The organism is Stenotrophomonas sp. YJH_SMC_25, from assembly GCF_059369595.1.
The window spans coordinates 140,184-161,961 of the sequence record NZ_JCAFSV010000005.1; the positions used below are offsets into that span (position 1 = coordinate 140,184).

Annotated in this window: 19 protein-coding genes; 14 read left to right on the forward strand and 5 right to left on the reverse strand. The window is 67.9% G+C overall.

From position 1 onward, the window contains the following. Nucleotides 1-103 precede the first annotated feature (103 nt). The 11 genes from pstS (AC5P7E_RS08835) (at nt 104) to rnt (ending at nt 9,816) form a co-directional block, all read left to right on the forward strand. Nucleotides 104-1,120, forward strand: coding sequence for a phosphate ABC transporter substrate-binding protein PstS (pstS, locus tag AC5P7E_RS08835; RefSeq protein WP_005408792.1), 1,017 nt, complete (start codon nt 104-106; stop codon nt 1,118-1,120). 476 nt (nt 1,121-1,596) lie between these two features. Next, nucleotides 1,597-2,685: a phosphate ABC transporter substrate-binding protein PstS gene (gene pstS, locus AC5P7E_RS08840; protein WP_111193295.1), complete on the forward strand. Its 1,089-nt coding sequence runs from the start codon at nt 1,597-1,599 to the stop codon at nt 2,683-2,685. 82 nt (nt 2,686-2,767) lie between these two features. Further along, the gene (pstC, locus tag AC5P7E_RS08845) at nt 2,768-3,736 is read left to right on the forward strand and encodes a phosphate ABC transporter permease subunit PstC (protein ID WP_005412771.1); all 969 of its coding nucleotides are present in this window, start codon (nt 2,768-2,770) and stop codon (nt 3,734-3,736) included. After that, on the forward strand, nt 3,736-4,599 hold the full coding sequence (pstA, locus tag AC5P7E_RS08850) for a phosphate ABC transporter permease PstA (RefSeq protein WP_005408789.1): 864 nt from the start codon (nt 3,736-3,738) through the stop codon (nt 4,597-4,599). The genes pstC and pstA overlap by 1 nt, the downstream gene beginning before the upstream one ends. 19 nt (nt 4,600-4,618) lie before the next feature. After that, the gene (pstB, locus tag AC5P7E_RS08855) at nt 4,619-5,449 is read left to right on the forward strand and encodes a phosphate ABC transporter ATP-binding protein PstB (RefSeq protein WP_005408788.1); all 831 of its coding nucleotides are present in this window, start codon (nt 4,619-4,621) and stop codon (nt 5,447-5,449) included. Nucleotides 5,450-5,514: 65 nt separating this feature from the next. Continuing rightward, a complete protein-coding gene (phoU, locus tag AC5P7E_RS08860; RefSeq protein ID WP_005408787.1) occupies nt 5,515-6,222 on the forward strand; it encodes a phosphate signaling complex protein PhoU in 708 nt (235 codons plus the stop codon). 259 nt (nt 6,223-6,481) lie between these two features. Continuing rightward, a complete protein-coding gene (locus AC5P7E_RS08865; protein WP_005408786.1) occupies nt 6,482-6,838 on the forward strand; it encodes an HvfA family oxazolone/thioamide-modified RiPP metallophore in 357 nt (118 codons plus the stop codon). Further along, entirely contained in the window at nt 6,825-7,700 is an 876-nt protein-coding gene (locus tag AC5P7E_RS08870) for an HvfB family MNIO-type RiPP peptide maturase (RefSeq protein ID WP_099474816.1), read from the forward strand. Before AC5P7E_RS08865 ends, AC5P7E_RS08870 begins: the two co-directional genes overlap by 14 nt. After that, nucleotides 7,693-8,448: an HvfC family RiPP maturation protein gene (locus AC5P7E_RS08875; RefSeq protein WP_111193296.1), complete on the forward strand. Its 756-nt coding sequence runs from the start codon at nt 7,693-7,695 to the stop codon at nt 8,446-8,448. The genes AC5P7E_RS08870 and AC5P7E_RS08875 overlap by 8 nt, the downstream gene beginning before the upstream one ends. 26 nt (nt 8,449-8,474) lie before the next feature. Then, on the forward strand, nt 8,475-8,996 hold the full coding sequence (locus tag AC5P7E_RS08880) for an HvfX family Cu-binding RiPP maturation protein (RefSeq protein WP_099474812.1): 522 nt from the start codon (nt 8,475-8,477) through the stop codon (nt 8,994-8,996). A gap of 169 nt (nt 8,997-9,165) precedes the next feature. Then, a complete protein-coding gene (gene rnt / locus AC5P7E_RS08885; protein WP_032965690.1) occupies nt 9,166-9,816 on the forward strand; it encodes a ribonuclease T in 651 nt (216 codons plus the stop codon). Between the two features lie 191 nt (nt 9,817-10,007). On the opposite strand, the gene AC5P7E_RS08890 is transcribed toward rnt, so the two are convergent. The 3 genes from AC5P7E_RS08890 to AC5P7E_RS08900 form a co-directional block, all read right to left on the reverse strand. After that, on the reverse strand, nt 10,008-13,034 hold the full coding sequence (locus tag AC5P7E_RS08890) for a ligand-binding sensor domain-containing diguanylate cyclase (RefSeq protein ID WP_060380327.1): 3,027 nt from the start codon (nt 13,032-13,034) through the stop codon (nt 10,008-10,010). A 177-nt stretch (nt 13,035-13,211) separates the two neighbouring features. Beyond that, a complete protein-coding gene (locus tag AC5P7E_RS08895) occupies nt 13,212-14,621 on the reverse strand; it encodes an ATP-binding protein (RefSeq protein ID WP_005408780.1) in 1,410 nt (469 codons plus the stop codon). 6 nt (nt 14,622-14,627) lie between these two features. Next, entirely contained in the window at nt 14,628-15,356 is a 729-nt protein-coding gene (locus tag AC5P7E_RS08900) for a response regulator (protein ID WP_005408779.1), read from the reverse strand. 204 nt (nt 15,357-15,560) lie between these two features. Between AC5P7E_RS08900 and AC5P7E_RS08905 the strand changes: the two genes are divergently transcribed. From AC5P7E_RS08905 to AC5P7E_RS08915, 3 genes are read left to right on the forward strand one after another with little or no spacing between them, the layout of a single operon-like run. Further along, complete coding sequence (locus AC5P7E_RS08905) at nt 15,561-16,805, forward strand: efflux RND transporter periplasmic adaptor subunit (protein ID WP_109337902.1); 1,245 nt, start codon at nt 15,561-15,563, stop codon at nt 16,803-16,805. Further along, nucleotides 16,802-18,760 (forward strand): MacB family efflux pump subunit, encoded by a 1,959-nt coding sequence (locus tag AC5P7E_RS08910; protein WP_005412764.1) that lies wholly within the window; start codon nt 16,802-16,804, stop codon nt 18,758-18,760. The genes AC5P7E_RS08905 and AC5P7E_RS08910 overlap by 4 nt, the downstream gene beginning before the upstream one ends. Beyond that, nucleotides 18,757-20,196, forward strand: coding sequence for an efflux transporter outer membrane subunit (locus AC5P7E_RS08915; protein WP_114618484.1), 1,440 nt, complete (start codon nt 18,757-18,759; stop codon nt 20,194-20,196). The genes AC5P7E_RS08910 and AC5P7E_RS08915 overlap by 4 nt, the downstream gene beginning before the upstream one ends. A gap of 127 nt (nt 20,197-20,323) precedes the next feature. Here the strand turns inward: AC5P7E_RS08915 and rlmB are convergent, their stop codons facing one another. After that, entirely contained in the window at nt 20,324-21,067 is a 744-nt protein-coding gene (rlmB, locus tag AC5P7E_RS08920; RefSeq protein WP_005408775.1) for a 23S rRNA (guanosine(2251)-2'-O)-methyltransferase RlmB, read from the reverse strand. Between the two features lie 151 nt (nt 21,068-21,218). Beyond that, nucleotides 21,219-21,701, reverse strand: a complete 483-nt coding sequence (locus tag AC5P7E_RS08925) for a GFA family protein (protein WP_059033830.1) — start codon at nt 21,699-21,701, stop codon at nt 21,219-21,221. Nucleotides 21,702-21,778 lie beyond the last annotated feature (77 nt).

Sequence of the window (21,778 nt, forward strand, 5' to 3'; positions counted from 1 at the left end):
GCCCGCGTCATATGACAGACGCGGGGGTGTCACGCAACCGTTATGGAATGTGCACCGAAACGTCGGGCAACCGCCCTTCGACCACCACCCCAGGAGTCTCCCCGTGATCCACGCCTTCAAGTCGCGCGCCGCTGTCGCCATCCTGGCCGCATCGTCCGTGTTCGCCGCCAACGCCGCCGATATCACCGGCGCGGGCGCATCGTTCATCTACCCGGTCATGTCCAAGTGGTCGGCCGACTACAGCACCGCAACCGGCAACAAGGTCAACTACCAGTCCATCGGTTCCGGCGGCGGCATTGCCCAGATCAAGGCCAAGACCGTTGATTTCGGCTCCTCCGACGCGCCGCTGAAGCCGGAAGACCTGGCTGCTGCGGGCCTGGCGCAGTTCCCGTCGGTGATCGGCGGCGTGGTGCCGGTGGTCAACGTGGCCGGCATCGCGCCGGGCGCGCTGAAGCTGGACGGCGCGGTGCTGGCCAACATCTTCCTGGGCAAGATCAAGACCTGGAACGACCCGGCCATCGCCGCGCTGAACCCGGGCGTGACCCTGCCCAACGCCAAGGTCACCGTCGTGCATCGTTCGGACGGCTCGGGCACCACCTTCAACTTCGTCAATTACCTGTCCAAGGTCAGCCCGGAGTGGAAGAGCTCGGTCGGTGAAGGCACCTCGGTGCAGTGGCCCGCCGGCATCGGCGGCAAGGGCAACGAAGGTGTTGCCGCCTATGTGAAGCAGATCAAGGGCGGCATCGGCTATGTCGAACTGTCCTACGCGCTGCAGAACAAGCTCTCCTACACCGCGATGAAGAATGCCGCCGGCAAGTTCGTGCAGCCGAGCGACACCTCGTTCGCAGCCGCTGCCGCCAGCGCCGACTGGGCCAACGCCCGCGACTTCTACCTGGTGATGACCAACGCGCCGGGCGCCGAGTCCTGGCCGATCACCGCCACCAACTTCATCCTGGTGCAGAAGACGCCGAAGAATGCTGCCAATGGCAAGGCGACCCAGGAGTTCTTCCGCTGGGTCTACAAGAATGGCGACGCCCAGGCCCGCCAGCTGGACTACGTGCCGCTGCCGGACAGCCTGGTCCGCCAGATCGAGACCTACTGGTCGCAGAACCTGAAGTAAGCAAGCGCGTTCCCCCGCAGGAACGGGGGCGGCGGGTCCTCTCTCCCCCGCCGCTCCCACCCGGGCGCGAGATCCTCGAGATCTCGCGCTCTTCTTGTTTTTGGGGGATGGGTCGTGAAGAGCGCTGGGCCTTCGCTGATCCATGGGGGGTCGGTGGGGTCATGGAAGGCAGGAGCGTTTGTAGAGACGAGCCCACGCTCGGCTGGGTGCTGGAGCGTGCGGACCAACGGTCCGCACCTACCGAGAACAGGGAGCAGTCGAGCATGGCTCAACTCTACAAGGGCCAACCGACCGTCATATCGGTGCGCAGATCGGGGGTTTCCGGGCACCTGCTGGATCGGCGCCAATCCTGTGAAACCCTTGTCAGAACGTGATCCAGGACACCCCTGTCATGGTCGTAATACGGCTGTAACAAAAACATCATTTCATAGCCGCATCCGCCGACCACGTCGGCTCTTCCCCGCTATGGAGTGACCATGAAACTGCACTCGGCCGGCCTCGCCGCCCTTTCCCTGGCCATCGCCCTGGGCCTGTCGGCCTGCGGTGGCGACAAGCAGGCCGCGCAGCAGCCGGCTGCCGACGGCGCCGCCGCCCCGGCCGCTGCCGGTGCCAAGGTGACCGCCGAAGTGTCCGGCGCAGGCGCGTCCTTCATCTTCCCGCTGGTCTCCAAGTGGTCGGCTGACTACAACACCAGCACCGGCGCCAAGATCAACTACCAGTCGATCGGCTCCGGCGGCGGTATTGCCCAGATCAAGGCCGGCACCGTCGACTTCGGTTCCTCCGACAAGCCGCTGAGCAGCGAAGAGCTGGCCCAGGCCGGCCTGGCGCAGTTCCCGTCCGCCATCGGCGGCGTGGTGCCGGTGGTCAACATCGAAGGCCTGGAAGCCGGCAAGCTGCGCCTGAGCGGCGCCCTGCTGGCCGACATCTTCCTGGGCAAGGTCAAGACCTGGAACGACCCGGCCATCGTCGCCGCCAACCCGGGCGTGAAGCTGCCGGACGGCAAGATCACCCTGGTCCACCGTTCGGACGGTTCGGGCACCACCTTCAACTTCTCCAACTACCTGTCCAAGGTCAGCCCGGAGTGGAAGAGCAAGGTCGGCGAAGGCACCTCGGTGCAGTGGCCGGACGGCGTCGGTGGCAAGGGCAATGAAGGCGTCGCTTCCTACGTGAAGCAGATCAAGGGCTCGATCGGCTACGTCGAACTGGCTTACGCGCTGCAGAACGGCATGCCGTACACCGCCATGCAGAACGCGGCCGGCAACTGGGTCGAGCCGAGCGCGGAAACCTTCGCCGCCGCGGCCGCCAGCGCCGACTGGGCCAGCGCCAAGGACTTCAACCTGGTCATCACCAACGCTCCGGGCGAGCAGGCGTGGCCGATCACCGCCACCAACTTCATGCTGATGCAGAAGAAGCCGAAGGACGCCGAGCGCAACCAGGACACCCTGGCCTTCTTCAAGTGGGCCTTCGAGAACGGCCAGGCGCAGGCCAACGAGCTGCACTACGTGCCGCTGCCGGCCGAACTGGTCAAGCAGATCGAGGCCTACTGGGCGACCGTCCTGAAGTGATGGACACGACGGTGCCCGCCCCACGCGGGCACCGCTTCTTCCACGCCGTGCCGCCCCGCCCCTTCCTGGCCCTGCCGTCCCCATGAATGCCATCGCCCAGCCTGTAGCCGCCCCGTCCACGCGTGATGCGCGTGATGCCCGCAACGACAAACTGTTCCGATGGGTGCTGGTCGGCACCGTCATCTTCGTCCTGATCGCCCTGGCCTGCGCCGCGCTGTCGATGCTGTGGGGCGGCCGCCATGCCCTGCAGATGCAGGGCCTGAGCTTCTTCTTCTCCGCCGACTGGAATCCGGTCGAAAACAAGTTCGGTGCGCTCGCCCCGATCTACGGCACCCTGGTCACCGCCGTCATCGCGATGGTCATCGCCGTGCCGGTCAGCTTCGGCATCGCCTTCTTCCTCACCGAAGTCGCGCCGCGCTGGCTGCGTGGCCCGGTCGGTACCGCCATCGAACTGCTGGCCGGCATTCCCTCGATCATCTACGGCATGTGGGGCCTGTTCGTGCTGGTGCCGGTGATGACCGAGTACGTCACCCCGTTCCTCAACGAGACCCTGGGCGAATGGCCGATCATCGGCCCGATGTTCCAGGGCCCGCCGCTCGGCATCGGCATGCTCACCGCCGGTTTCGTGCTGGCCATCATGGTCATTCCGTTCATCTCCTCGGTGATGCGCGAAGTGTTCCTGACCGTACCGACCCGCCTGAAGGAGTCGGCGTACGCGCTGGGCTCCACCAAGTGGGAAGTGAGCTGGGACATCGTCCTGCCCTACACCCGCTCGGCAGTGATCGGCGGCATCTTCCTCGGCCTCGGCCGCGCCCTGGGCGAGACGATGGCGGTGGCCTTCGTGATCGGCAACAGCGTGCGCCTGTCGCCGTCGCTGCTGGAGCCGGGCACCACCATCGCCGCGCTGATCGCCAACGATTTCGGCGAAGCCACTGAAACCTACCGTTCGGCCCTGCTGCTGCTCGGCTTCGTCCTCTTCATCGTCACCTTCGTGGTGCTGGCCATCGCCCGCCTGATGCTGATGCGCCTGTCCCGCAAGGAGGGCAACTGATGTCCACCACCGCTGATTCGTTGTACCTGCGCCGCCGCATCGGCAACGTCGTTGCGATCACCGCCTCCTGCGCCACCGCGCTGTTCGGCCTGTTCTTCCTGGGCTGGATCCTGTTCACCCTGGCCTCGAAAGGCCTGGCCGGCATCAACTGGGACCTGTTCACCAAGATGACGCCGCCGCCGATGCAGGACGGTGGCCTCGCCAACGCCTTCTTCGGCAGTGCCGTGATGTGTGCGCTGGCGATCGGCATCGGCACGCCGCTGGGCGTGCTGGCCGGTACCTGGCTGGCCGAGTACGGCAACGCCCGCAAGGCCGGCACCGTGGTCCGCTTCGTCAATGACATCCTGCTGTCGGCACCGTCGATCGTGCTGGGCCTGTTCGTCTACACCCTGTACGTGATGCAGACCGGCGGCAACTTCTCGGCGTTCGCCGGTGCCCTGTCGCTGGCCTTCATCGTGCTGCCGGTGGTGGTGCGCACCACCGACGAGATGCTGCGGCTGGTGCCCTCGCAGATGCGCGAAGCGGCCCTGTCGCTGGGCATCCCGCAGTGGAAGGTGATCGTGCAGGTGCTGTACCGCAGCGCGTCGGCCGGCATCATCACCGGCATCCTGCTGGCGCTGGCCCGCATCTCCGGCGAGACCGCTCCGCTGCTGTTCACCGCTTTCGGCAACCAGTACTGGAACAACAACATCTTCCAGCCGATGGCCTCGGTGCCGGTGGTGATGAACCAGTTCGCCGGCAGCCCGTATGAATCCTGGCAGGTGCTGGCCTGGGCCGGTGCCCTGGTGCTGACTGTCTTCGTGTTGCTGGTCAGCCTTGCCGCCCGCGGCATCCTGCTACGCAACCGTATCTCCCATGACTGACCTTTCCGTGGACAACGCCATGAACGACCTTTCCAACGCCGTGCCGATGCAGCGCATCGCCGTGCCGTCCTCGCACGAGAGCCTGCACACGCCGTCGCCGGTGAAGCTGGCTGCGCGTGGACTGGACTTCTACTACGACAAGTTCCACGCCCTGAAGGGCATCAACCTGGAGATTCCGGAAAAGCGCGTGACCGCGCTGATCGGTCCCTCCGGTTGCGGCAAGTCGACCCTGCTGCGCATCTTCAACCGCATCTACGCGCTGTACCCGAAGCTGGAAGCGCGCGGTGAAGTGCTGCTGGACGGCGAGAACATCCTGTCGCCGAAGTACCCGATGAACCGCCTGCGCAGCAAGGTCGGCATGGTGTTCCAGAAGCCGGTGCCGTTCCCGATGACCATCTTCGAGAACGTGGCCTACGGCATCCGCCACCACGAGAAACTGAGCAAGGCCGACATGGCCGACCGCGTCGAGCAGGCACTGCGCCAGGGCGCACTGTGGGACGAAGTGAAGGACAAGCTGGGGCAGAGCGCGCTGGGCCTGTCCGGTGGCCAGCAGCAGCGCCTGTGCATCGCCCGTGCCGTGGCGCTGCGCCCGTCGGTGCTGCTGCTGGACGAGCCGACCTCGGCGCTGGATCCGATCTCGACCAGCCGCATCGAGCAGCTGGTGGAGGAGCTCAAGCACGAGTACACCATCGTCATCGTCACCCACAACATGCAGCAGGCCGCGCGCGTTTCCGACTACACCGCCTTCATGTACCTGGGCGACCTGATCGAGCACGACCGCACCGAAGTGATCTTCTCGCAGCCGTCGCAGCGGCAGACCGAGGACTACATCACCGGTCGCTTCGGCTGATCGACGCTGATCCTTCGCCACATGTCCCAGCCAGGCACGGCCTGGCTCTACCCGGATTGCAGACCATGAACCTTCCCAACGACCACATCGTCAAGAGCTACGACGAAGAGCAGCAGCGCCTGGTGGCCGAGATCGTGCGCATGGGCGAGATGGCCGTCGCCCAGCTCGAAGCGTCGATGGACGTGATCGAGAAGCGCGACGAGAACGCCGCCCATCGCATCATCGCCAACGACGAAGCCATTGATGCGCTGGAGCAGCAGATCAGCCATGACGTGATGCGCCTGGCCCTGCGCGGCCCGATGGCGCGCGACCTGCGCGAGATCCTCGCCGGCCTGCGCATCCCGGCCGACATCGAGCGTATCGGCGACTACGCGGCCAACGTCGCCAAGCGTTCGATCGCGCTGGGCAAGGTGCCGCCGCTGCCGCAGATCCAGGGCCTGCGTGCGCTGGGCCGCCTGGCCGCGCAGCAGGTCCGTCGTGCCATTGCCGCCTACCGCGACAACGACGCCGACGCCGCACTGGAACTGCGCGAGGACGACGCTCGCCTGGACGCGCAGTACACCGCGCTGTTCCGCGAGCTGCTGACCTACATGATGGAAGACCCACGCAACATCACCCCGTGCACGCACCTGCTGTTCATGGCCAAGAACCTGGAGCGCGTGGGCGACCACGCCACCAACATCGCCGAGAACGTATGGTTCCTGGTGCACGGGGAGCAGCCGCTGCCGCCGCGCGAGAAGCGCGACGAGACCTCCAGCACCGGCCAGCCCTGACGCTGCACTGCAACACCGGAGTCGACTCCAAGGTGGCCGCTGTCCTGGTGACAGCGGCCTTCCTGTTTCTGGGCGTTCCACCCGCGTTGTGGGCGCCGGGCGTGCCCGGTGCGAACCTTCCGGATGCTTCTGTAACAAACCTCACGAAAATTTGAGTTCTTGGCGAGGATTCGTTGAGTAGGATCGCTGCACCATCGTTTCCACCGGCATCCCTGCCGGCCATCCGGGCACCCGCCCACACCACCCAGGAGCACGACCGATGAGCAGTTCCAACAAGACCCTGTCCCTGCTGACTGCTACCGCCCTGGCCGCCGGCCTGGGCATGACCGCCAGTGCCTCGGCCCTGAGCATGAGCGACCTCGCCCAGGGCTACCTGGTTGCCGGACAGGCAGCCAAGGCCAGTACCGACGCCAAGGCCGCCGACACCAAGATGGCCGCTGACGCGACCAAGCATGCCGAAGGCAAGTGTGGCGCCGACGGCAAGACCGCCGAAGGCAAGTGCGGCGCCGACAAGGGCAAGGCTGCCGGCGCTGCGGCAGGCGCCAAGGCCACGTCCGGCGACAAGAAGGCGGCCGAAGGCAAGTGTGGCGAAGGCAAGTGCGGTGGCAAGCACTGACGTCCGCGCCAGCGTCGTCAGCCCGCGGTCGCCGCTTCGTGCGGCGGCCGCCGGGTTGGGGCTGCGCAGGGCGCTGCTGCAGGAGCTGCGTGATGCACCGGCGGGCGACTTCGATTTCCTCGAATGCGCACCGGAGAACTGGATCCATGTCGGTGGTCCTGCCGGGGATGCACTGACCGAGCTGGCACAGCGCCATCCGCTGAGCTGCCACGGCCTGTCCCTGTCGCTGGGCGGCAGTGCGCCGCTGGATACCCGGCTGCTGGAACAGGTCGGCCAGTTCCTGGAAAAGCACCGCGTGCCGCTGTACAGCGAGCACCTGAGCTACTGCAGCGACGACGGCCACCTGTACGACCTGCTGCCGATTCCATTTACCGACGAAGCGGTGCGCCATACCGCCGCACGCATCGCCCGTGTGCAGGACCTGCTGGGTCGCCGCATCGCAGTGGAGAACGTGTCCTACTACTTGGCGCCGGAGCCGGCGATGGACGAGCTGGCCTTCACCAACGCCGTGCTCGCCGAGGCCGACTGCGACCTGCTGCTGGACGTCAACAACGTCTACGTCAACGCCTGCAACCACGGCTACGACGCCGACACCTTCATTGCCGGGCTGCCCGCAGATCGCATCGTCTGCCTGCACGTGGCCGGGCACCTGGACGAGGCACCGGACCTGAAGATCGATACCCATGGCAGTGCGGTGATCGACCCGGTCTGGGCGCTGCTGGCACGCACCTATGCGCGCATCGGCCCGCGCCCCACCCTGCTTGAGCGCGATTTCAACTTCCCGCCCTACGCCGAACTGCAGGGCGAGCTGCAGACCATCCGGCGCCTGCAGGCGACGCACGCCAGGGGCGCACATGGCTGATGCTCCCGACACGCTGCGCGCGCAGCAGCACGCATTCACTGCCCATCTGCGTGATCCACAGGGCGTGCCGCCACCGGCCGGGCTGGAATCACGCCGGGTCGCGGTATACCAACGACTGCTTTTCAACAACCTGCTCGGCCTGTTGAGCAACGGCTTCCCGGTCTGCGTGCGCCTGCTCGGCGAACCGGCCTGGAGCGGACTGGTGCGCCATTACTTCGCGACCCATCGCTGCCAGACACCGCTGTTCACCGAACTGGCCGCCGAATTCGTGCAGTGGCTGCAGGCGCAGCCACAGCTGCCGCATCCGGCGTTGGCCGAACTGGCCCACTACGAGTGGGTGGAAACCGCGCTGTACCAGCTGGATGCCGAACCGCTGCCGGCGCAGGACGACACCGACCCGCTGCGGGTGCCGCTGCAGCGCTCGCCGCTGGCATGGCCGCTGCTGTACCAGTGGCCGGTGCACCGGCTCGGTGCCGAGGACGCACCGACCGAGCCGCCGGCCGAGCCGACTGGCCTTCTGGTCCGCCGCGATGCCGACGGCGAGGTGCGATTCGCCACGCTCAGCCCTCTGGCGGTGTTCCTGCTGTCCAGCATCGGCGAACAGCCCGGCCTTGATGGTCAGGCCTACCTGCAGCGTCTGGCCGCCGCGCACGGCCTGGCCGAGGACGCGCTGGCCGGACCCGGCGCCGCGCTGCTGCGGCAGTTCCTGCAGGCCGGCGTGATCGGCCCGCTCACAGCCCCTCCCTGACACACATCATTCGCGGAGACCCCCTGATGAACCTTCCGACCCTGGCCACCGCGCGTGGCCAGCTGGACCGTCTCGCCCCCTGGTTGGCCCCGCTCGGCCTGCGCCTGCTGCTGGCCTGGGAATACTTCGAATCCGGCCGCGAGAAACTGTACGGCCAGAACTGGTTCGCCGACCTGCAGGATGCCTTTCCGTTCCCGTTCGATCAGCTGCCGAGCACGCTGAACTGGCAGCTGGCGACCTGGTTCGAACTGGTCGGCGCGACCTGCCTGCTGTTGGGTTTCGGTACGCGTTTCGCCGCCGCCAGCCTGCTGGTATTGACCGTGGTGGCCACCTACGCCGTGCACTGGCCGATGCAATGGGACTCGCTGGGTGACCTCGCGATGGGCTATGCGATCACTGACCAGGGCTTCGGCAACTTCAAGCTGCCGGTGCTGTTCATGGCGATGCTGCTGCCGTTGATTTTCAGCGGCGCCGGCAGGCCGAGCGTGGATGCGTGGTTGGCACGGTGGCAGCCATCGGGCACGACGGCACGGCCCGCAGTCCGGTAGATGGCGACCCTGGTCGGCGCGTTGTGTGCCAACCCAGGTTGGCACCTACCGGAATCGTGGGCGCGCGGTGCACCGGTGGGTGTCGACCTTGGTCGACACGCTCCTGCGCAGGGAACCCGTGCGCCACGGGCTGGCCGGGCGCTCAGGGTCGCTCTGCTAGAATTCACGCATGAATGACCCCACTCCCGCACCTGCCGCCGCCTCCGATTCCGCAATCCCCCAGGCGCAGCGCGCGATGTCACAACGCTTCCGCGGCTTCCTGCCGGTGGTGGTGGACGTGGAAACCGGCGGCTTCGACAGCCAGCGCAACGCCCTGCTGGAAATCGCCGCGGTGCCGATCGAGATGGACGAGAACGGCCTGCTCTACCCCGGCCAGACCGCCAGTGCCCATGTGGTGCCGGCCGAGGGCCTGGAGATCGACCCGAAGTCGCTGGAAGTGACCGGCATCATCCTCGACCACCCGTTCCGGCTGGCCAAGGAAGAGAAGGCCGCACTGGACCACATCTTCACCCCGGTACGCGCGGCGATGAAGAAGTACGGCTGCCAGCGCGCGATCCTGGTCGGCCACAACGCCCATTTCGACCTGGGCTTCGTCAACGCCGCCGTGGCCCGGACCGGCCACAAGCGCAATCCGTTCCATCCGTTCAGCGTGTTCGACACCGTCACCCTGGCCGGCATCGCCTACGGGCAGACGGTGCTGGCGCGTGCAGCCACGGCCGCCGGGTTGGGCTGGGATGCGAACGAAGCACACAGCGCGGTGTATGACACCGAACAGACCGCACGATTGTTCTGCACCATCGCCAACGCCTGGCCGCGGTGAAGCGTCCAACGGCGGAGCCCCTCGTGGCGTGAAGCAAATCAGCGGTCGGGCCGGACAAGGTGGGTTCGCGGGGGACGCCGTGAACCCGTCCCTGGGGGCTTAGCCGCACTTCTCTGGTGGGTGCCGACCGTTGGTCGGCACCGCCGGTTGGTACGACAACACCAGTAGATCCACGCCATGCGTGGATGCGATCAACCAATACTCGTACGATCGCGGCCGTCGCTCTTGGCGCGGTACAGCGCGCGGTCGGCGCGCTGGTACAGCAGCGCCGGGGTGCGGTCATCGGCATCCAGTTCCACAAGGCCTGCGCTGAAGGTCACGCGCAGGCCCGCTACACCGGCCCAGTCGGGGTGGTCATGGAACAGGCCGCGCAGGCGCGCGCACAGCTGCGCGGCTTCTTCCAGGCGGGTGTCGTTGAGCAGCAGCGCGAACTCCTCGCCACCGGTCCGCGCGGGCAGGTCCGAATCGCGGCAGGCCGCGGCGATCAGCCTGGCCACCTGCACCAGCACCGCATCGCCGATGCTGTGGCTGTGGCGATCGTTGACGTCCTTGAAGTGGTCGATGTCCAGCACCACCAGGCACAGCGGGTGGCCGCTGCGCTGTGAACGGGCGAAGTCGCGCGCCAGCGTTTCATCGAAGGCACGGCGATTGGCCAGCGCGGTCAGCGCATCCTCGCGCGCCTGCCGTTCAAAGGCCTCGGCCTGCCGTGCAAGGCGCTCGGCCAGCTCGGTCTTTTCCTGGTTCAGCGCCTGCAGGTGGACGGTCTTGGCCTGCAGGTTGAAGGTTGCCTCGTCCACGCGCCGTGCCAGGCGCAGGTTGCTGGCCTTCAGCTGCTGCAGCAGCAGGCGGTACAGCACCACCAGCCCAGCCAGCAGCAACAACCCGCCCAGCAGCTGCACGCTGCGGCGCTGCCACCAGAACGGCTCCACCGTGAAGCTCCACACGGCTTCCTGCTGGCCCCAGGCCCCGCCTGGATGCGCCGCCGACACGTGCAGGGTGTAGTCACCCGGAGGCAGGCCGACGAACTCGACGCTGCGCTGCGGGCCGCGCTCAACCCAGCCGGTGTCCAGGCCATCCAGCCGCGTGCGATAGCGGATCCGGTCCGACATCAGGTAACTCAGGCCCACATAGCTCACCGCCAGACGTCGGCCGCCGGGAATGTAGTTGCGATCCGGGCCCTCCCAATGCACGGGTGCGCCATCCACCTGCACGCTCTCGATCGCTGCCGGCGGTGATGGACGCTCGCGGAAGCGCTGCAGGCGTTGCGGGTCGACGGTGCTCAGGCCTCCGGCGGTGACCACCCAGAAGGTGCCGTCCTGGCGCAGGATGGCCGATGGCCCGGAGCTGCCGTTGGCCTGCGCGTTGGCCATGCCGTCGATCTCGTTGTAGCGCTCCACCACCACTCGTGGTGCGCGGCCATCGGCCACGGCATTGAGGGTCGCCATGTCGGTGCGCAGCACGCCACGGTTGCTGCTGATCCACACGTTGCCAAGACGATCCGGCACCAGCTGGAAAACCGCATCCACCGGCATGCCCTGCTCCAGGCCGACGCGTGCCAGCTTTCCGTCGCGCCAGCGGTACAGGCCGCGGTCGCTGCTGACCCACATCGCATCGCCCAGCTGATGGAAGCCGAACACGCTGCGCCCCCCGCCCATCGGTGCCAGGTCGATCGACTGCACGTGGTCGCCACGCAGCACGCGGATGCCCTCGATGGTGCCGATCCACAGGTTGCCCTGGTGGTCATGCTCAAGTGCGGTGATGAGGCCACCGGGCATGCCCGGGGCATTCGGCACCTGCACCCGGTCGCTGTCGATGCGTACCACGCCCTTCTGCGTACCCGCCCAGACCCTGCCCCGCGGGTCGACACTGATCGCGCGGATGTTGCCACCCGGCATGCCGTCGGCCGCCGCATAGTTGTGGCGGAGACTGCCATCGCGGCCCAGCCGGTAAACGCCATCGCCGAACGTACCGACCCACAGGTCGCCGTCCGGCCCCTGCGCCAGACTCAATACCGATGGCGCCTTGCCGCCGCGGTTGTGCAGCGGAACCGCGCGGAAGCGGCCATCGGGTGTCTGCAGATCGAGACCACTGGCACTACCGACCCACAACTGGCGGTCGCGGTCCTCCAGCACCGTGCGCACATAGTCGCCACTCAGGCCATCGCGCTCGGTGTAGCTGCTGAACAGTGTTTCGCGCAGGCGATACAGGCCACCGTTGGCCCCCACCCAGATGCTGCCTTCGGCATCCTCGCGCAGGCTGACCACGCGCCCGCCCGGCAGGTTCAGGCCGGCCGGCAATCGTTCCAGGCCATGCGCCGAGATCCGCAGCAGGCCCTGGTTCTCGGTTCCCAGCCACAGGTCGCCGTGCCGGTCCTGCAGCATCGAGGTCATGTGCAGCTGTCCCGGCAGCCGGTGCACCAGCACCAGCTGATCGTCCTCCACGCGGTACAGGCGCTCGCCAGCGACGATCCACAGCGCGCCATCAGGAGCCCGGTACGGCCAGGACAGGCCGGTGCCGGCACCCAGGCCCCACGCCGCGGGCGCGCGCTTGAGCACGCCGTCGTTGTCGCGCAGCACCAGCCCGTCAAGCGTGCCAACCCAGACCCGGTCCTGCGCATCGACCACCAGCTTGGTGAAGCTCATCGCCATCGGCAGGTCGGCCGCCGGCGCCTGGTAGACGATGCCCTTGTCCGGCGTGAGATAGCCGATGCCCTTGCCTTCGTACAGCAGCCACAGGCGCCCTTGGCTGTCCATCTGCATGGACTGGATCAGCACCTGCGGGGTGTCGGCCTGATGCTCCCAGACCCGCCACTGGCCGTCGTTGCCACGATGGCTGACGTTACCGCGCGAATCACTGATCCACAGCCCTCCCTGCCGATCGACCAGCAGTGCGCCGATGCCGTTGTCGCGCAGCCCCGGGCGGGTGCTGCGGTCGAACACGGTGAAATCCAGGCCGTTGTAGCGGACCAGGCCTTCCCAGGTGGCAAACCACAGGTGCCCCTCGGGGGTCTGCGCGATATCGCGCAGGGAGTTGTGCGGCAGGCCATTGCGCGAGGTCCACACGTCGATGGCGTAGTCGCGCAGCGGCGGCGCGCCCTCCTGCGCGGCCAGCGGCAGCGCCAGCACCAGCAACAGCCACAGCAGACCGCGCTGCAGTGCCTGCCTGGCCTTCGAAACGCGGCGCTCCACCCAGCACCCGTTGTCCCCTGACCTGCCCATCAGCTCGGCGGCAGTGGCCGGTAGCGGCTGCAGGGCATGACAGCAAGCGGGAACGACCGGGCAACGCGGAACGGCGTGCCGTCAGGAACGGGCTGACTCATCGGGGAGAAACTGGGGAGATGCGCAGATGATAGGCCAAACCCTGGCCCCGGCGTCATCGCGTGCGTCCGGAGGGGCTCAGCCGGGCCGGCCAGGCGGCACCACCTGCGCACTGGCCGGCCACTGCACCACCGCCTCCAGACCGCCCTCGGCACGGTTGCGCAGCCACAGCCGCGCGCCATCCTTCTCGGCCAGGGCGCGCGCGATGGTCAGGCCCAGCCCGGCGCCGCCGGTTTCGCGCGAACGCGAGGTTTCCACCCGCACGAACGGGTCGAACACGGCCTCCAGCTGGTCTTCCGCCAGGCCCGGGCCATCGTCGGACACCATCGCCGTGATCGTGCCGCCGCTGCGTTCCACCCGCACGCGCACGCGGTGGGCATACATCACGGCGTTATCCACCAGGTTGGAGAACAGCCGGTGCATGGCCAGCGGGCGCAACATCAGCACCGCACCGGTGCCGCCCTCGAAGACCACGTCGGCGCCACCCTCTGCGGCGTCTTCCACGATGCTTTCCAGCAGCGAATCCAGATCCAGCGCGGCGCGCTGCTCGGCGCTCTCGGCGCTCCGGGCCAGCTCCAGGCCTTCGCGCACCAGTGCCTGCATCGCCGCCAGATCGCCGATCAGGCGCTCGCGCAGCACCTCGTCGCTGACGTTCTCCAGGCGCAGGCGCAGGCGGGTCAACGGGGTCTGCAGGTCATGGGTGATCGCCGCCAGCATCTGCGTGCGTTCGGCCAGGTGCCGCTGCAGGCGGTGCTGCATGGCATTGAAGGCCTCGGCGGCGCGCTGCACCTCGCGCGGCCCGCGCAACGGCAGTGGATCGCGCTGCAGATCGTCGCCGAGATCCTCCGCGGCTGCCGCCAGCTCCTGCAGCGGCGCACTGGCCATGCGCGCGACGATGTAGGCCAGCACCGCGATGGCCAGCACCAGCAGGGTCAGGAACCACGGGTCCACGGCCAGAATGCCGTTGTGGGCCACTGCTGGCGAATCCAGCGCCAGCTTCAGCAGCGTACCGTCGTTGAGCGTCACATCGACCGCGCGGCACTTGGGCGGAATGAAGGCCGGATCGCGCTCACGCGGATGCCGTCGGTGCCCCGGCGGCGGTGGCGGCAGCAGATCCTGCAGCTTGGGAATGCAGGAACGGAACGAGGTGAAGTGCACATGCGCGCGCGACACCGGGCCGGGCCGGTCATCCAGGACTTCCATCAGTGCGGTATCCGCCCGCCCCAGGCGCGCGCCGGGCTGCAGCGCACGCACGCTGGGCCCACCGATCTCAAGCAGTCGCTCGCGCAGTTCGGGATTGCCATCGAGCAGGTTGACGTAGCCCTGCAGGCGGTCGGCGATGCGGTTCAGGTTCTGCCGCTCGAACTCCTGCTGGCGTTTGGAGGTGGCCAGCATGGTCGCGCCGATCGCAGCCACGCTCATGCCCAACAGCAGGATGACGAACAACCGCCCGACCATCGAGGACAGGAAATGGCGCAGGCGCTTCATGACGGCTTATTCCAGGTTCACCGAGGAGGCCAGCACGTAGCCTTCGTTGCGCACGGTCTTGATCAGGCCATCCGGCCCACCGTCATCGCCCAGCTTGTTGCGCAGGCGGCTGACCTGCAGGTCGATCGCGCGATCCTGCGCCTCGTAGTTGCGGCCGCTGCTGAGCGCGACCAGCTGTTCGCGCGACAGCACCTTGTTGGCATGGGCGATGAACACGCGCAGCAGGCGGAACTCGGCACCGGACAGCACCACCACGCGGTCGTCCGGATCGACCAGGTGGCGATGCTCCAGGTCGAACACCCAGCGCGAGAAACGCGCACGGCGCACCGCCAGCGGCTCCAGGTTGGCCGGCAGCGCCTCGGTCCGGCGCAGCACGTTGCGGATGCGCGCCAGCAGCTCGCGCGGTTCGAACGGCTTGGCCAGGTAGTCGTCGGCGCCCATTTCCAGGCCGAGCACGCGGTCGATCGGCTCGGCGCGCGCGGTCAGCATGATCACCGGCGTGTTCGAGCGCGCCCGCAGGTCGCGACACAGGGTCAGGCCATCCTCGCGCGGCAGGTTGAGGTCGAGCACGATCAGGTCCACGTGTTCGCGGTCCAGCAGCTGGCGCATGGCGGTGCCGTCTGCGGCCGTGCTCACCTGGTAGCCGGCGCGGCCGAGCTGCTCGGCCAGCAGGGTGCGGATGTCGTTGTCGTCGTCGACGATCAGCAGTCGATGCATCGTGTTTTCAGTCTCCATGTCGCGATCATCCCGTGTCGGCAGCTGAACCGCATCCGGGGCAATGCGTACCAGTGTATCCAGCCATGAGCGGGATACCTGTGGTTACGCGTATTCGCCGACAGTGTTACATAGAGACATACCCCGAGGATTGAGCCGCCTGTCGCCCGGTCTTCACAATGCCCACCAACGCCGCCGCCGCGGCCCCGAGAGTGAAGCCACGACGTGACGTTCCGCCTGTTGCCCGCGACCCGCCGTGGTCGCCTGATACTGATCGCCCTGCTCGCCCTCATCGTGGCCGTCGCCGCCTGGTGGCTGCTGCGCAAACCCGCCGCCCCGGCGGTGGCGACCACGCCGGTCAGCCGCGGCGACATCGAGCAGACCGTGGAAGCCACCGGCGTGATCGACGCCTACAAGCTGGTCAGCGTCGGCGCGCAGGCCTCGGGCCAGATCAAGTCGCTGAAGGTACAGCTGGGCGATACCGTGAAGGAAGGCGACCTGATCGCCGAGATCGATGCCACCACCCAGCAGAACCAGGTGCTCAACGCGCAGGCTTCGCTGGACCAGGTCACCGCCCAGCGCGCCGTGCAGCAGGCCACCCTGCGCCAGGCCGAACTGGAGTTCGCGCGCCAGCAGCAGATGCTGGCGGCCGAGGCCACCTCGCGCCAGGAATACGATGCCGCCGAAGCACAGCTGAAAACTGCCCGCGCCCAGCTGCAGTCCTACGAGGCGCAGATCAAGGGCCGCCAGACCGAGCTGGGCACCGCCCGCGCCAACCTGGCCTACACCCGCATCACCGCGCCGATGGATGGCACCGTGGTGGCGGTGGTGGCCGAGGAAGGCCGCACCGTGAACGCCAACCAGACCGCGCCCACCATCGTGATGCTGGCGCGGCTGGACGTGGTCACGGTCAACGCCGAGATCTCCGAGGCCGACGTGGTCAAGATCAAGGCCGGCATGCCGGTGTACTTCACCACCCTGGGTGACCCCGACCGCAAGTACCACGCCACGCTGCGCCAGATCAATCCGGCGCCGGCCTCGATCGCCAACGAGAACTCGTCCAGCTCCAGCAGTTCGTCCAGCTCCAGTTCCAGCAGCGCGGTCTACTACAACGCGCTGTTCGACGTGGAGAACCCGGACGGCACCCTGCGCATCGACATGACCGCGCAGGTCTCGGTACTGCTGAAGCAGGCCAAGGACGTGCTGATGGTGCCGGCGGTGGCACTGGGACCGAAGCGCCGCGGCGACGAGCGCATGGTGCGGGTGCTGGACGACCAGGGCCAGCCGCAACCGCGCAAGGTCACCGTGGGCATCAACAACGGCGCCTCGGCCGAAATCCTGTCCGGGCTGAAGGAAGGCGAACGCGTGGTGGTGGGCGAAGCCGGCGCGGCCGGTGCCAGCGCCGGCGGCGGCAACCGCGGCGGCATGCAGATGCGGGTCGGCGGCCCGGGCATGGGTCCGCGCCGATGAGCACGAAGGCGCCGCTGCTGCGCCTGCGCGACCTGCGACGCGAATTCCCGGCTGGCGATGATGTGATCGCCGTCCTGCGCGACGTCAACCTGGATATCCACGCCGGTGAGATGGTGGCCATCGTCGGCCAGTCCGGCTCGGGCAAGTCGACGCTGATGAACATCCTCGGCTGCCTCGATCGCCCTACCCGCGGCAGCTACCAGGTGGCCGGCCGCGAAACCGGCAGGATGGCGCCGGATGAACTGGCCGAACTGCGCCGCGAGCATTTCGGCTTCATCTTCCAGCGCTACCACCTGCTGGGCGACCTGGATGCGCGCGGCAACGTGGAGGTACCGGCGGTGTATGCCGGCAGCCCCGGCCCGGTGCGCAACGCGCGTGCCGAGCAGCTGCTGCAGCGGCTGGGCCTGGGCGACCGCATGCACCACAAGCCGGGCCAGCTGTCCGGTGGCCAGCAGCAGCGCGTGTCGATCGCACGTGCGCTGATGAACGGCGGCGAGGTGATCCTGGCCGACGAACCGACCGGCGCGCTCGACACGAAATCCGGCGAGGAAGTGATGGCGATCCTCGGCGAGCTGCACGCCGAAGGCCACACCATCATCATCGTCACCCACGACATGAGCGTGGCCGAACACGCGCAGCGCATCATCGAAATCCGCGATGGCGAGATCATCGCCGACCGCACCAATCCGAACGCACCGACCTACCGCGCGCAGCGCGAGGCCAGCACCGGCGTGGCCCGCGGCAACAGCTGGCGCGCGGCCCGTGACCGCTTCACCGAAGCGTTCCGCATGGCCCTGCTGGCGATGAACGCACATCGGCTGCGCACCTTCCTGACCATGCTCGGCATCATCATCGGCATCGCCTCGGTGGTCTCGGTGGTGGCGCTGGGCAATGGCTCACAGCAGCAGATCCTGCAGAACATCAGCGCGCTCGGCACCAACACCATCGACGTCTATCCCGGCCGTGGTTTCGGTGACATGCGCTCGGCGCGGGTACAGACGCTCAAGGCCAGCGATGCCGATGCACTGGCAAAGCAGAGCTACGTGGACAGCGCCACCCCCAGCGTGTCGACCTCGGTCACCGCGCGTTACCGCAACCAGTCCTCCACCGCCCAGGTCAGTGGCGTCGGCGAGCAGTTCTTCCGGGTCAAGGGCGTGACCCTGCTCAGCGGCAGCTTCTTCGATACCGACGCGGTGAAGGGCCTCGGCCAGGTGGCGGTGATCGACGAGAACACCCAGACCCAGTTCTTCCCCGATGTCGATCCGGTCGGCCAGGTGATCCTGCTCGGCAACGTACCGGCACGCGTGGTCGGCGTGGCCAAGCGCCAGAGCTTCGGCTTTGGTGGCAGCACCAGCCTCAGCGTGTGGGTGCCCTACACCACGGTGATGTCGCGCATGCTCGGCCAGAGCCACGTTTCCAGCATCACCGTGCGCGTGGACGACGACACGCCGATGGATGCGGCGCAGGAAGCGATCACCCGCCTGCTGACCCTGCGCCACGGCACCGAGGACTTCTTCCTCAGCAACAGCGCCGAGATCCGCCAGACCATCGAGCAGACCACGCGCACGATGACCCTGCTGATCGGCGCCATCGCCGCCATCGCGCTGCTGGTCGGCGGCATCGGCGTGATGAACATCATGCTGGTCTCGGTCACCGAGCGTACCCGCGAAATCGGCGTGCGCATGGCGGTGGGGGCACGGCAGAGTGACATCCGCCAGCAGTTCCTGATCGAAGCGGTGCTGGTGTGCCTGCTCGGTGGTCTGCTCGGCATCGGCCTGGCCCTGCTGCTGGGCTCGATGATCGGCCGCTTCGCCAGTGACTTCCAGGTGCTGTTCTCCACCGCCTCGATCGTTGCCGCGTTCGCCTGCTCGACCCTGATCGGCGTGGCATTCGGCTTCCTGCCCGCGCGCAACGCCGCGCAGCTGGACCCGGTGGAGGCCCTGGCCCGCGAATGAAGATGATGACCCGACTGCCCTTCCCCGCTCCCTCGCGCCTGCTGCTGGTGGGCGCTGTTCTGCTTGCCCTCTCAGGCTGTGCCTCGGTGGGCCGCTACCCGGTGCAGGCCCCCGACGTGGCGGCCAGCTACGGCCGTGGCGATGCCACCCTCAACGCACCGGCCGACGACCCGCGCAGCAGCCTGGATACACCGGGCCGCGACATCCGCCAGGACAGCTGGTGGACGGGCTTCGGCGATGAACGACTGAACCGCCTGGTGGCGCAGGCGCTGGCCGCCAACAGCGATCTGGCCGCCGCTGGCCTGGCCGTGCAGCGGTCGCGCCTGCAGGCCGGCCTGGCCAGCAATGCGCTGTGGCCGCAGCCTTCGTCGTCCGGCGTCAGCGGCAATGCCAGCCGCGCCACCGATCAGGCCGACGACTGGCGCCGCAGCTATTCCACCGGCGTCTCGCTGGGCTGGGAGGTCGATCTGTGGGGCCGTCTGCGCACCCAGCGCGACATCGCCCGCTGGGAAGCCGAGGCCAGCGAGGAAGACCGGGAGAACACCGCGCTGCTGGTGATCGGCGACACCATCACCCAGTACTGGAACCTGGCCTATCTCAACCAGTCCATCGCCACCGGCCAGGCCAACCTGGAGCGGCTGGAGCGCACCCGCGACCTGGTGCAGGCCCGCTTCGACGCTGGTGCGGTATCTCGCCTGGAAGTGCGCCAGGCGCTGCAGAACCTGCAGTCGCAGCGTTCCTCGCAGAGCGCGCTGGAACAGCAGCGGGTGGAGGTACGCAATGCATTGACCGTGCTGCTGGACGGCACGCCCTGGCCGCAGCAGGACGAACCGCAGGACCTGCTGGGCGCACGCAGCCCCGGGATCAACGAAGGCCTGCCGGCCGAGCTGCTCGGCCGCCGTCCCGACCTGCGCGCGGCCGAACTTCGCCTGCGCAACAGCCTGAAGACCATCAAGGTGACCGCTACCCAGTACTACCCGGCGCTGAGCCTGACCGGCAGCCTCGGCTCCAGTGCAACGTCGCTGGGAGACGTGCTGCGCAACCCGGTGGCCACGCTGGGCGCCGGCCTGTCGCTGCCGTTCCTCAACCTGCAGCGCGCACAGCTGGATACCGACATCGCCGGCACCAGCTATCAGATCGCCGCGACCAATTTCCGCAAGACGCTGTACACCGCGCTGTCGGAAGTGGACAACGCGCTGTCGGCACGCGAGCAGCTGGCGCGCCAGGTGGCGGCCTCGCAGGCGTCGTACGACGAAGCAGTGGAAGTGGAGCGCGCGCAGGAAGTGCGCTACCGCGTAGGTGCCACCGACCTGCGCACCTGGCTGGAGGCCCAGCAGACCCGGCGTGATGCCGAGCTGTCGCTGGCGCGCGTACGCCAGGGCCAGCTGAACAACGACGTCACCCTGTTCAAGGCACTGGGCGGCAGCGCGGGGTGAGGCGGCAAGGGCGCCAACCCAGGTTGGCGACTACCCGGTGGGTGTCGACCTTGGTCGACACAGCAACGATCCGGTAGGTGTCGACCTTGGTCGACACGGCACATGGAAAAGGGATCCGACCTCGAAATCAACCGCGCTGGCGCACGGCCTCGAACAGGCTGACGCCGGCGGCAACGGAGACGTTCAGGCTCTCGATCTCGCCCGGCATCGGGATCTTGACCAGGCCATCGCAGTTTTCGCGGGTCAGGCGGCGCAGGCCATCGGCCTCGCCACCCAGCACCAGGGCGATGTTGCCCTTCAGGTCCAGCTGGTACAGCGACGCAGTGGCTTCGCCGGCCAGGCCGTAGATCCACACGCCCTGCTTCTGCAGGTCCTTCAGGCAGCGCGACAGGTTGGTCACCGCCACCACCGGAATGAGATCGGCGGCACCGGCCGAAGTCTTGCGCACGGTCGCGTTCACCGTGGCCGACTTGTCCTTGGGGATGATCACTGCAGTGGCGCCTGCGGCAGCCGCCGAGCGCAGGCAAGCGCCGAGGTTGTGCGGGTCCTGCACTTCGTCCAGCACCAGCAGCAGGGCCTTGCCCTCGGCTGCGGTGACCAGGCCTTCCAGCTCGTTCTCGCTGTAAGTGCGGGCGGCGGCATAGCGCGCGGCCACGCCCTGGTGGCGTACCGAACCGCCGACACCGTCCAGCGCCTGGCTGTTCACCTTGCGCACGTCGATGCCCTTGCGGCGGGCGTTTTCCTCGATCTCGGTCAGGCGCGGGTTCTTCGCACCGGCCTCGACCAGCACTTCGCGGACGTTCTCGGCGTCGTTCTCGATGGAGGAGGCGACGGCGTTGACGCCGACGATCCACTGGCTGTTCTTGCTCATGCGGGCGGGGACCGGAAAGGGGGTGGCTATGGTAGAGCATCGGCGGGCCGGGCGCTGCGGCGGGGCCCCTGTTGAGCCGAGCCTGCGCTCGCTGCCGGGCTGAGGCCGCGGCGACCTGCCAGCCGAGCCTGGGCCCGGCGCTACAGGGGCGTTACCGGCTGCGCGGCGGCCAGTGCGGGGTGTCGTGGTCCGGGTGCTGATGGGACACGATGGTGGCCAGGAACTCCAGCGCCGCGATGTCTTCCTCGGTACGACGGGCCGGCAGGCTGGCCAGCGTATCGACGAACGGCAGCTTGCGCTCGACCCCGTACTGGATCGTCGGCGGCAGGCGCTCGGGTTCGTCAAAGGCGCCGGCCGCCACCGCCACGCCATCGGGCGCCTCGTAGGTCAATGGCGTACCACAGTCGGCGCAGAAGCCACGCCGCACCACGTTGGAGGACTGGAAATAGCGCGGCTGGCCGCGGGTCCAGCTGAACTGCACGCCGCGCACCGACACCAGCGGTGCGTAGTAGGCACCGAAGGCCTTCTGGCACATCCGGCAATGACAGATCGAACTGTCGGTCAGCGCGCCACGCACCTGGAAGCGGATCGCGCCGCACTGGCAGCCGCCGCTGTATTCGGGTTGGCCCTGCATGCGATGTCTCCTGGTAGTGCCGGCCGCTGGCCGGCAACCCGTCGGTGCCGAGGGTGCCATGGATGCCGGCCAGCGGC

Excerpts from the sequence above, each read along its gene's own strand:
- pstS (WP_111193295.1), top strand. The coding sequence starts at position 1,597 with ATGAAACTGCACTCGGCCGGCCTCGCCGCCCTTTCCCTGGCCATCGCC.
- pstC (WP_005412771.1), top strand. The coding sequence starts at position 2,768 with ATGAATGCCATCGCCCAGCCTGTAGCCGCCCCGTCCACGCGTGATGCG.
- pstA (WP_005408789.1), top strand. The coding sequence starts at position 3,736 with ATGTCCACCACCGCTGATTCGTTGTACCTGCGCCGCCGCATCGGCAAC.
- pstB (WP_005408788.1), top strand. The coding sequence starts at position 4,619 with ATGAACGACCTTTCCAACGCCGTGCCGATGCAGCGCATCGCCGTGCCG.
- phoU (WP_005408787.1), top strand. The coding sequence starts at position 5,515 with ATGAACCTTCCCAACGACCACATCGTCAAGAGCTACGACGAAGAGCAG.
- AC5P7E_RS08865 (WP_005408786.1), top strand. The coding sequence starts at position 6,482 with ATGAGCAGTTCCAACAAGACCCTGTCCCTGCTGACTGCTACCGCCCTG.
- AC5P7E_RS08875 (WP_111193296.1), top strand. The coding sequence starts at position 7,693 with ATGGCTGATGCTCCCGACACGCTGCGCGCGCAGCAGCACGCATTCACT.
- AC5P7E_RS08880 (WP_099474812.1), top strand. The coding sequence starts at position 8,475 with ATGAACCTTCCGACCCTGGCCACCGCGCGTGGCCAGCTGGACCGTCTC.
- rnt (WP_032965690.1), top strand. The coding sequence starts at position 9,166 with ATGAATGACCCCACTCCCGCACCTGCCGCCGCCTCCGATTCCGCAATC.
- AC5P7E_RS08890 (WP_060380327.1), bottom strand. The coding sequence starts at position 13,034 with ATGGGCAGGTCAGGGGACAACGGGTGCTGGGTGGAGCGCCGCGTTTCG.
- AC5P7E_RS08895 (WP_005408780.1), bottom strand. The coding sequence starts at position 14,621 with ATGAAGCGCCTGCGCCATTTCCTGTCCTCGATGGTCGGGCGGTTGTTC.
- AC5P7E_RS08900 (WP_005408779.1), bottom strand. The coding sequence starts at position 15,356 with ATGGAGACTGAAAACACGATGCATCGACTGCTGATCGTCGACGACGAC.
- AC5P7E_RS08910 (WP_005412764.1), top strand. The coding sequence starts at position 16,802 with ATGAGCACGAAGGCGCCGCTGCTGCGCCTGCGCGACCTGCGACGCGAA.
- AC5P7E_RS08915 (WP_114618484.1), top strand. The coding sequence starts at position 18,757 with ATGAAGATGATGACCCGACTGCCCTTCCCCGCTCCCTCGCGCCTGCTG.
- rlmB (WP_005408775.1), bottom strand. The coding sequence starts at position 21,067 with ATGAGCAAGAACAGCCAGTGGATCGTCGGCGTCAACGCCGTCGCCTCC.
- AC5P7E_RS08925 (WP_059033830.1), bottom strand. The coding sequence starts at position 21,701 with ATGCAGGGCCAACCCGAATACAGCGGCGGCTGCCAGTGCGGCGCGATC.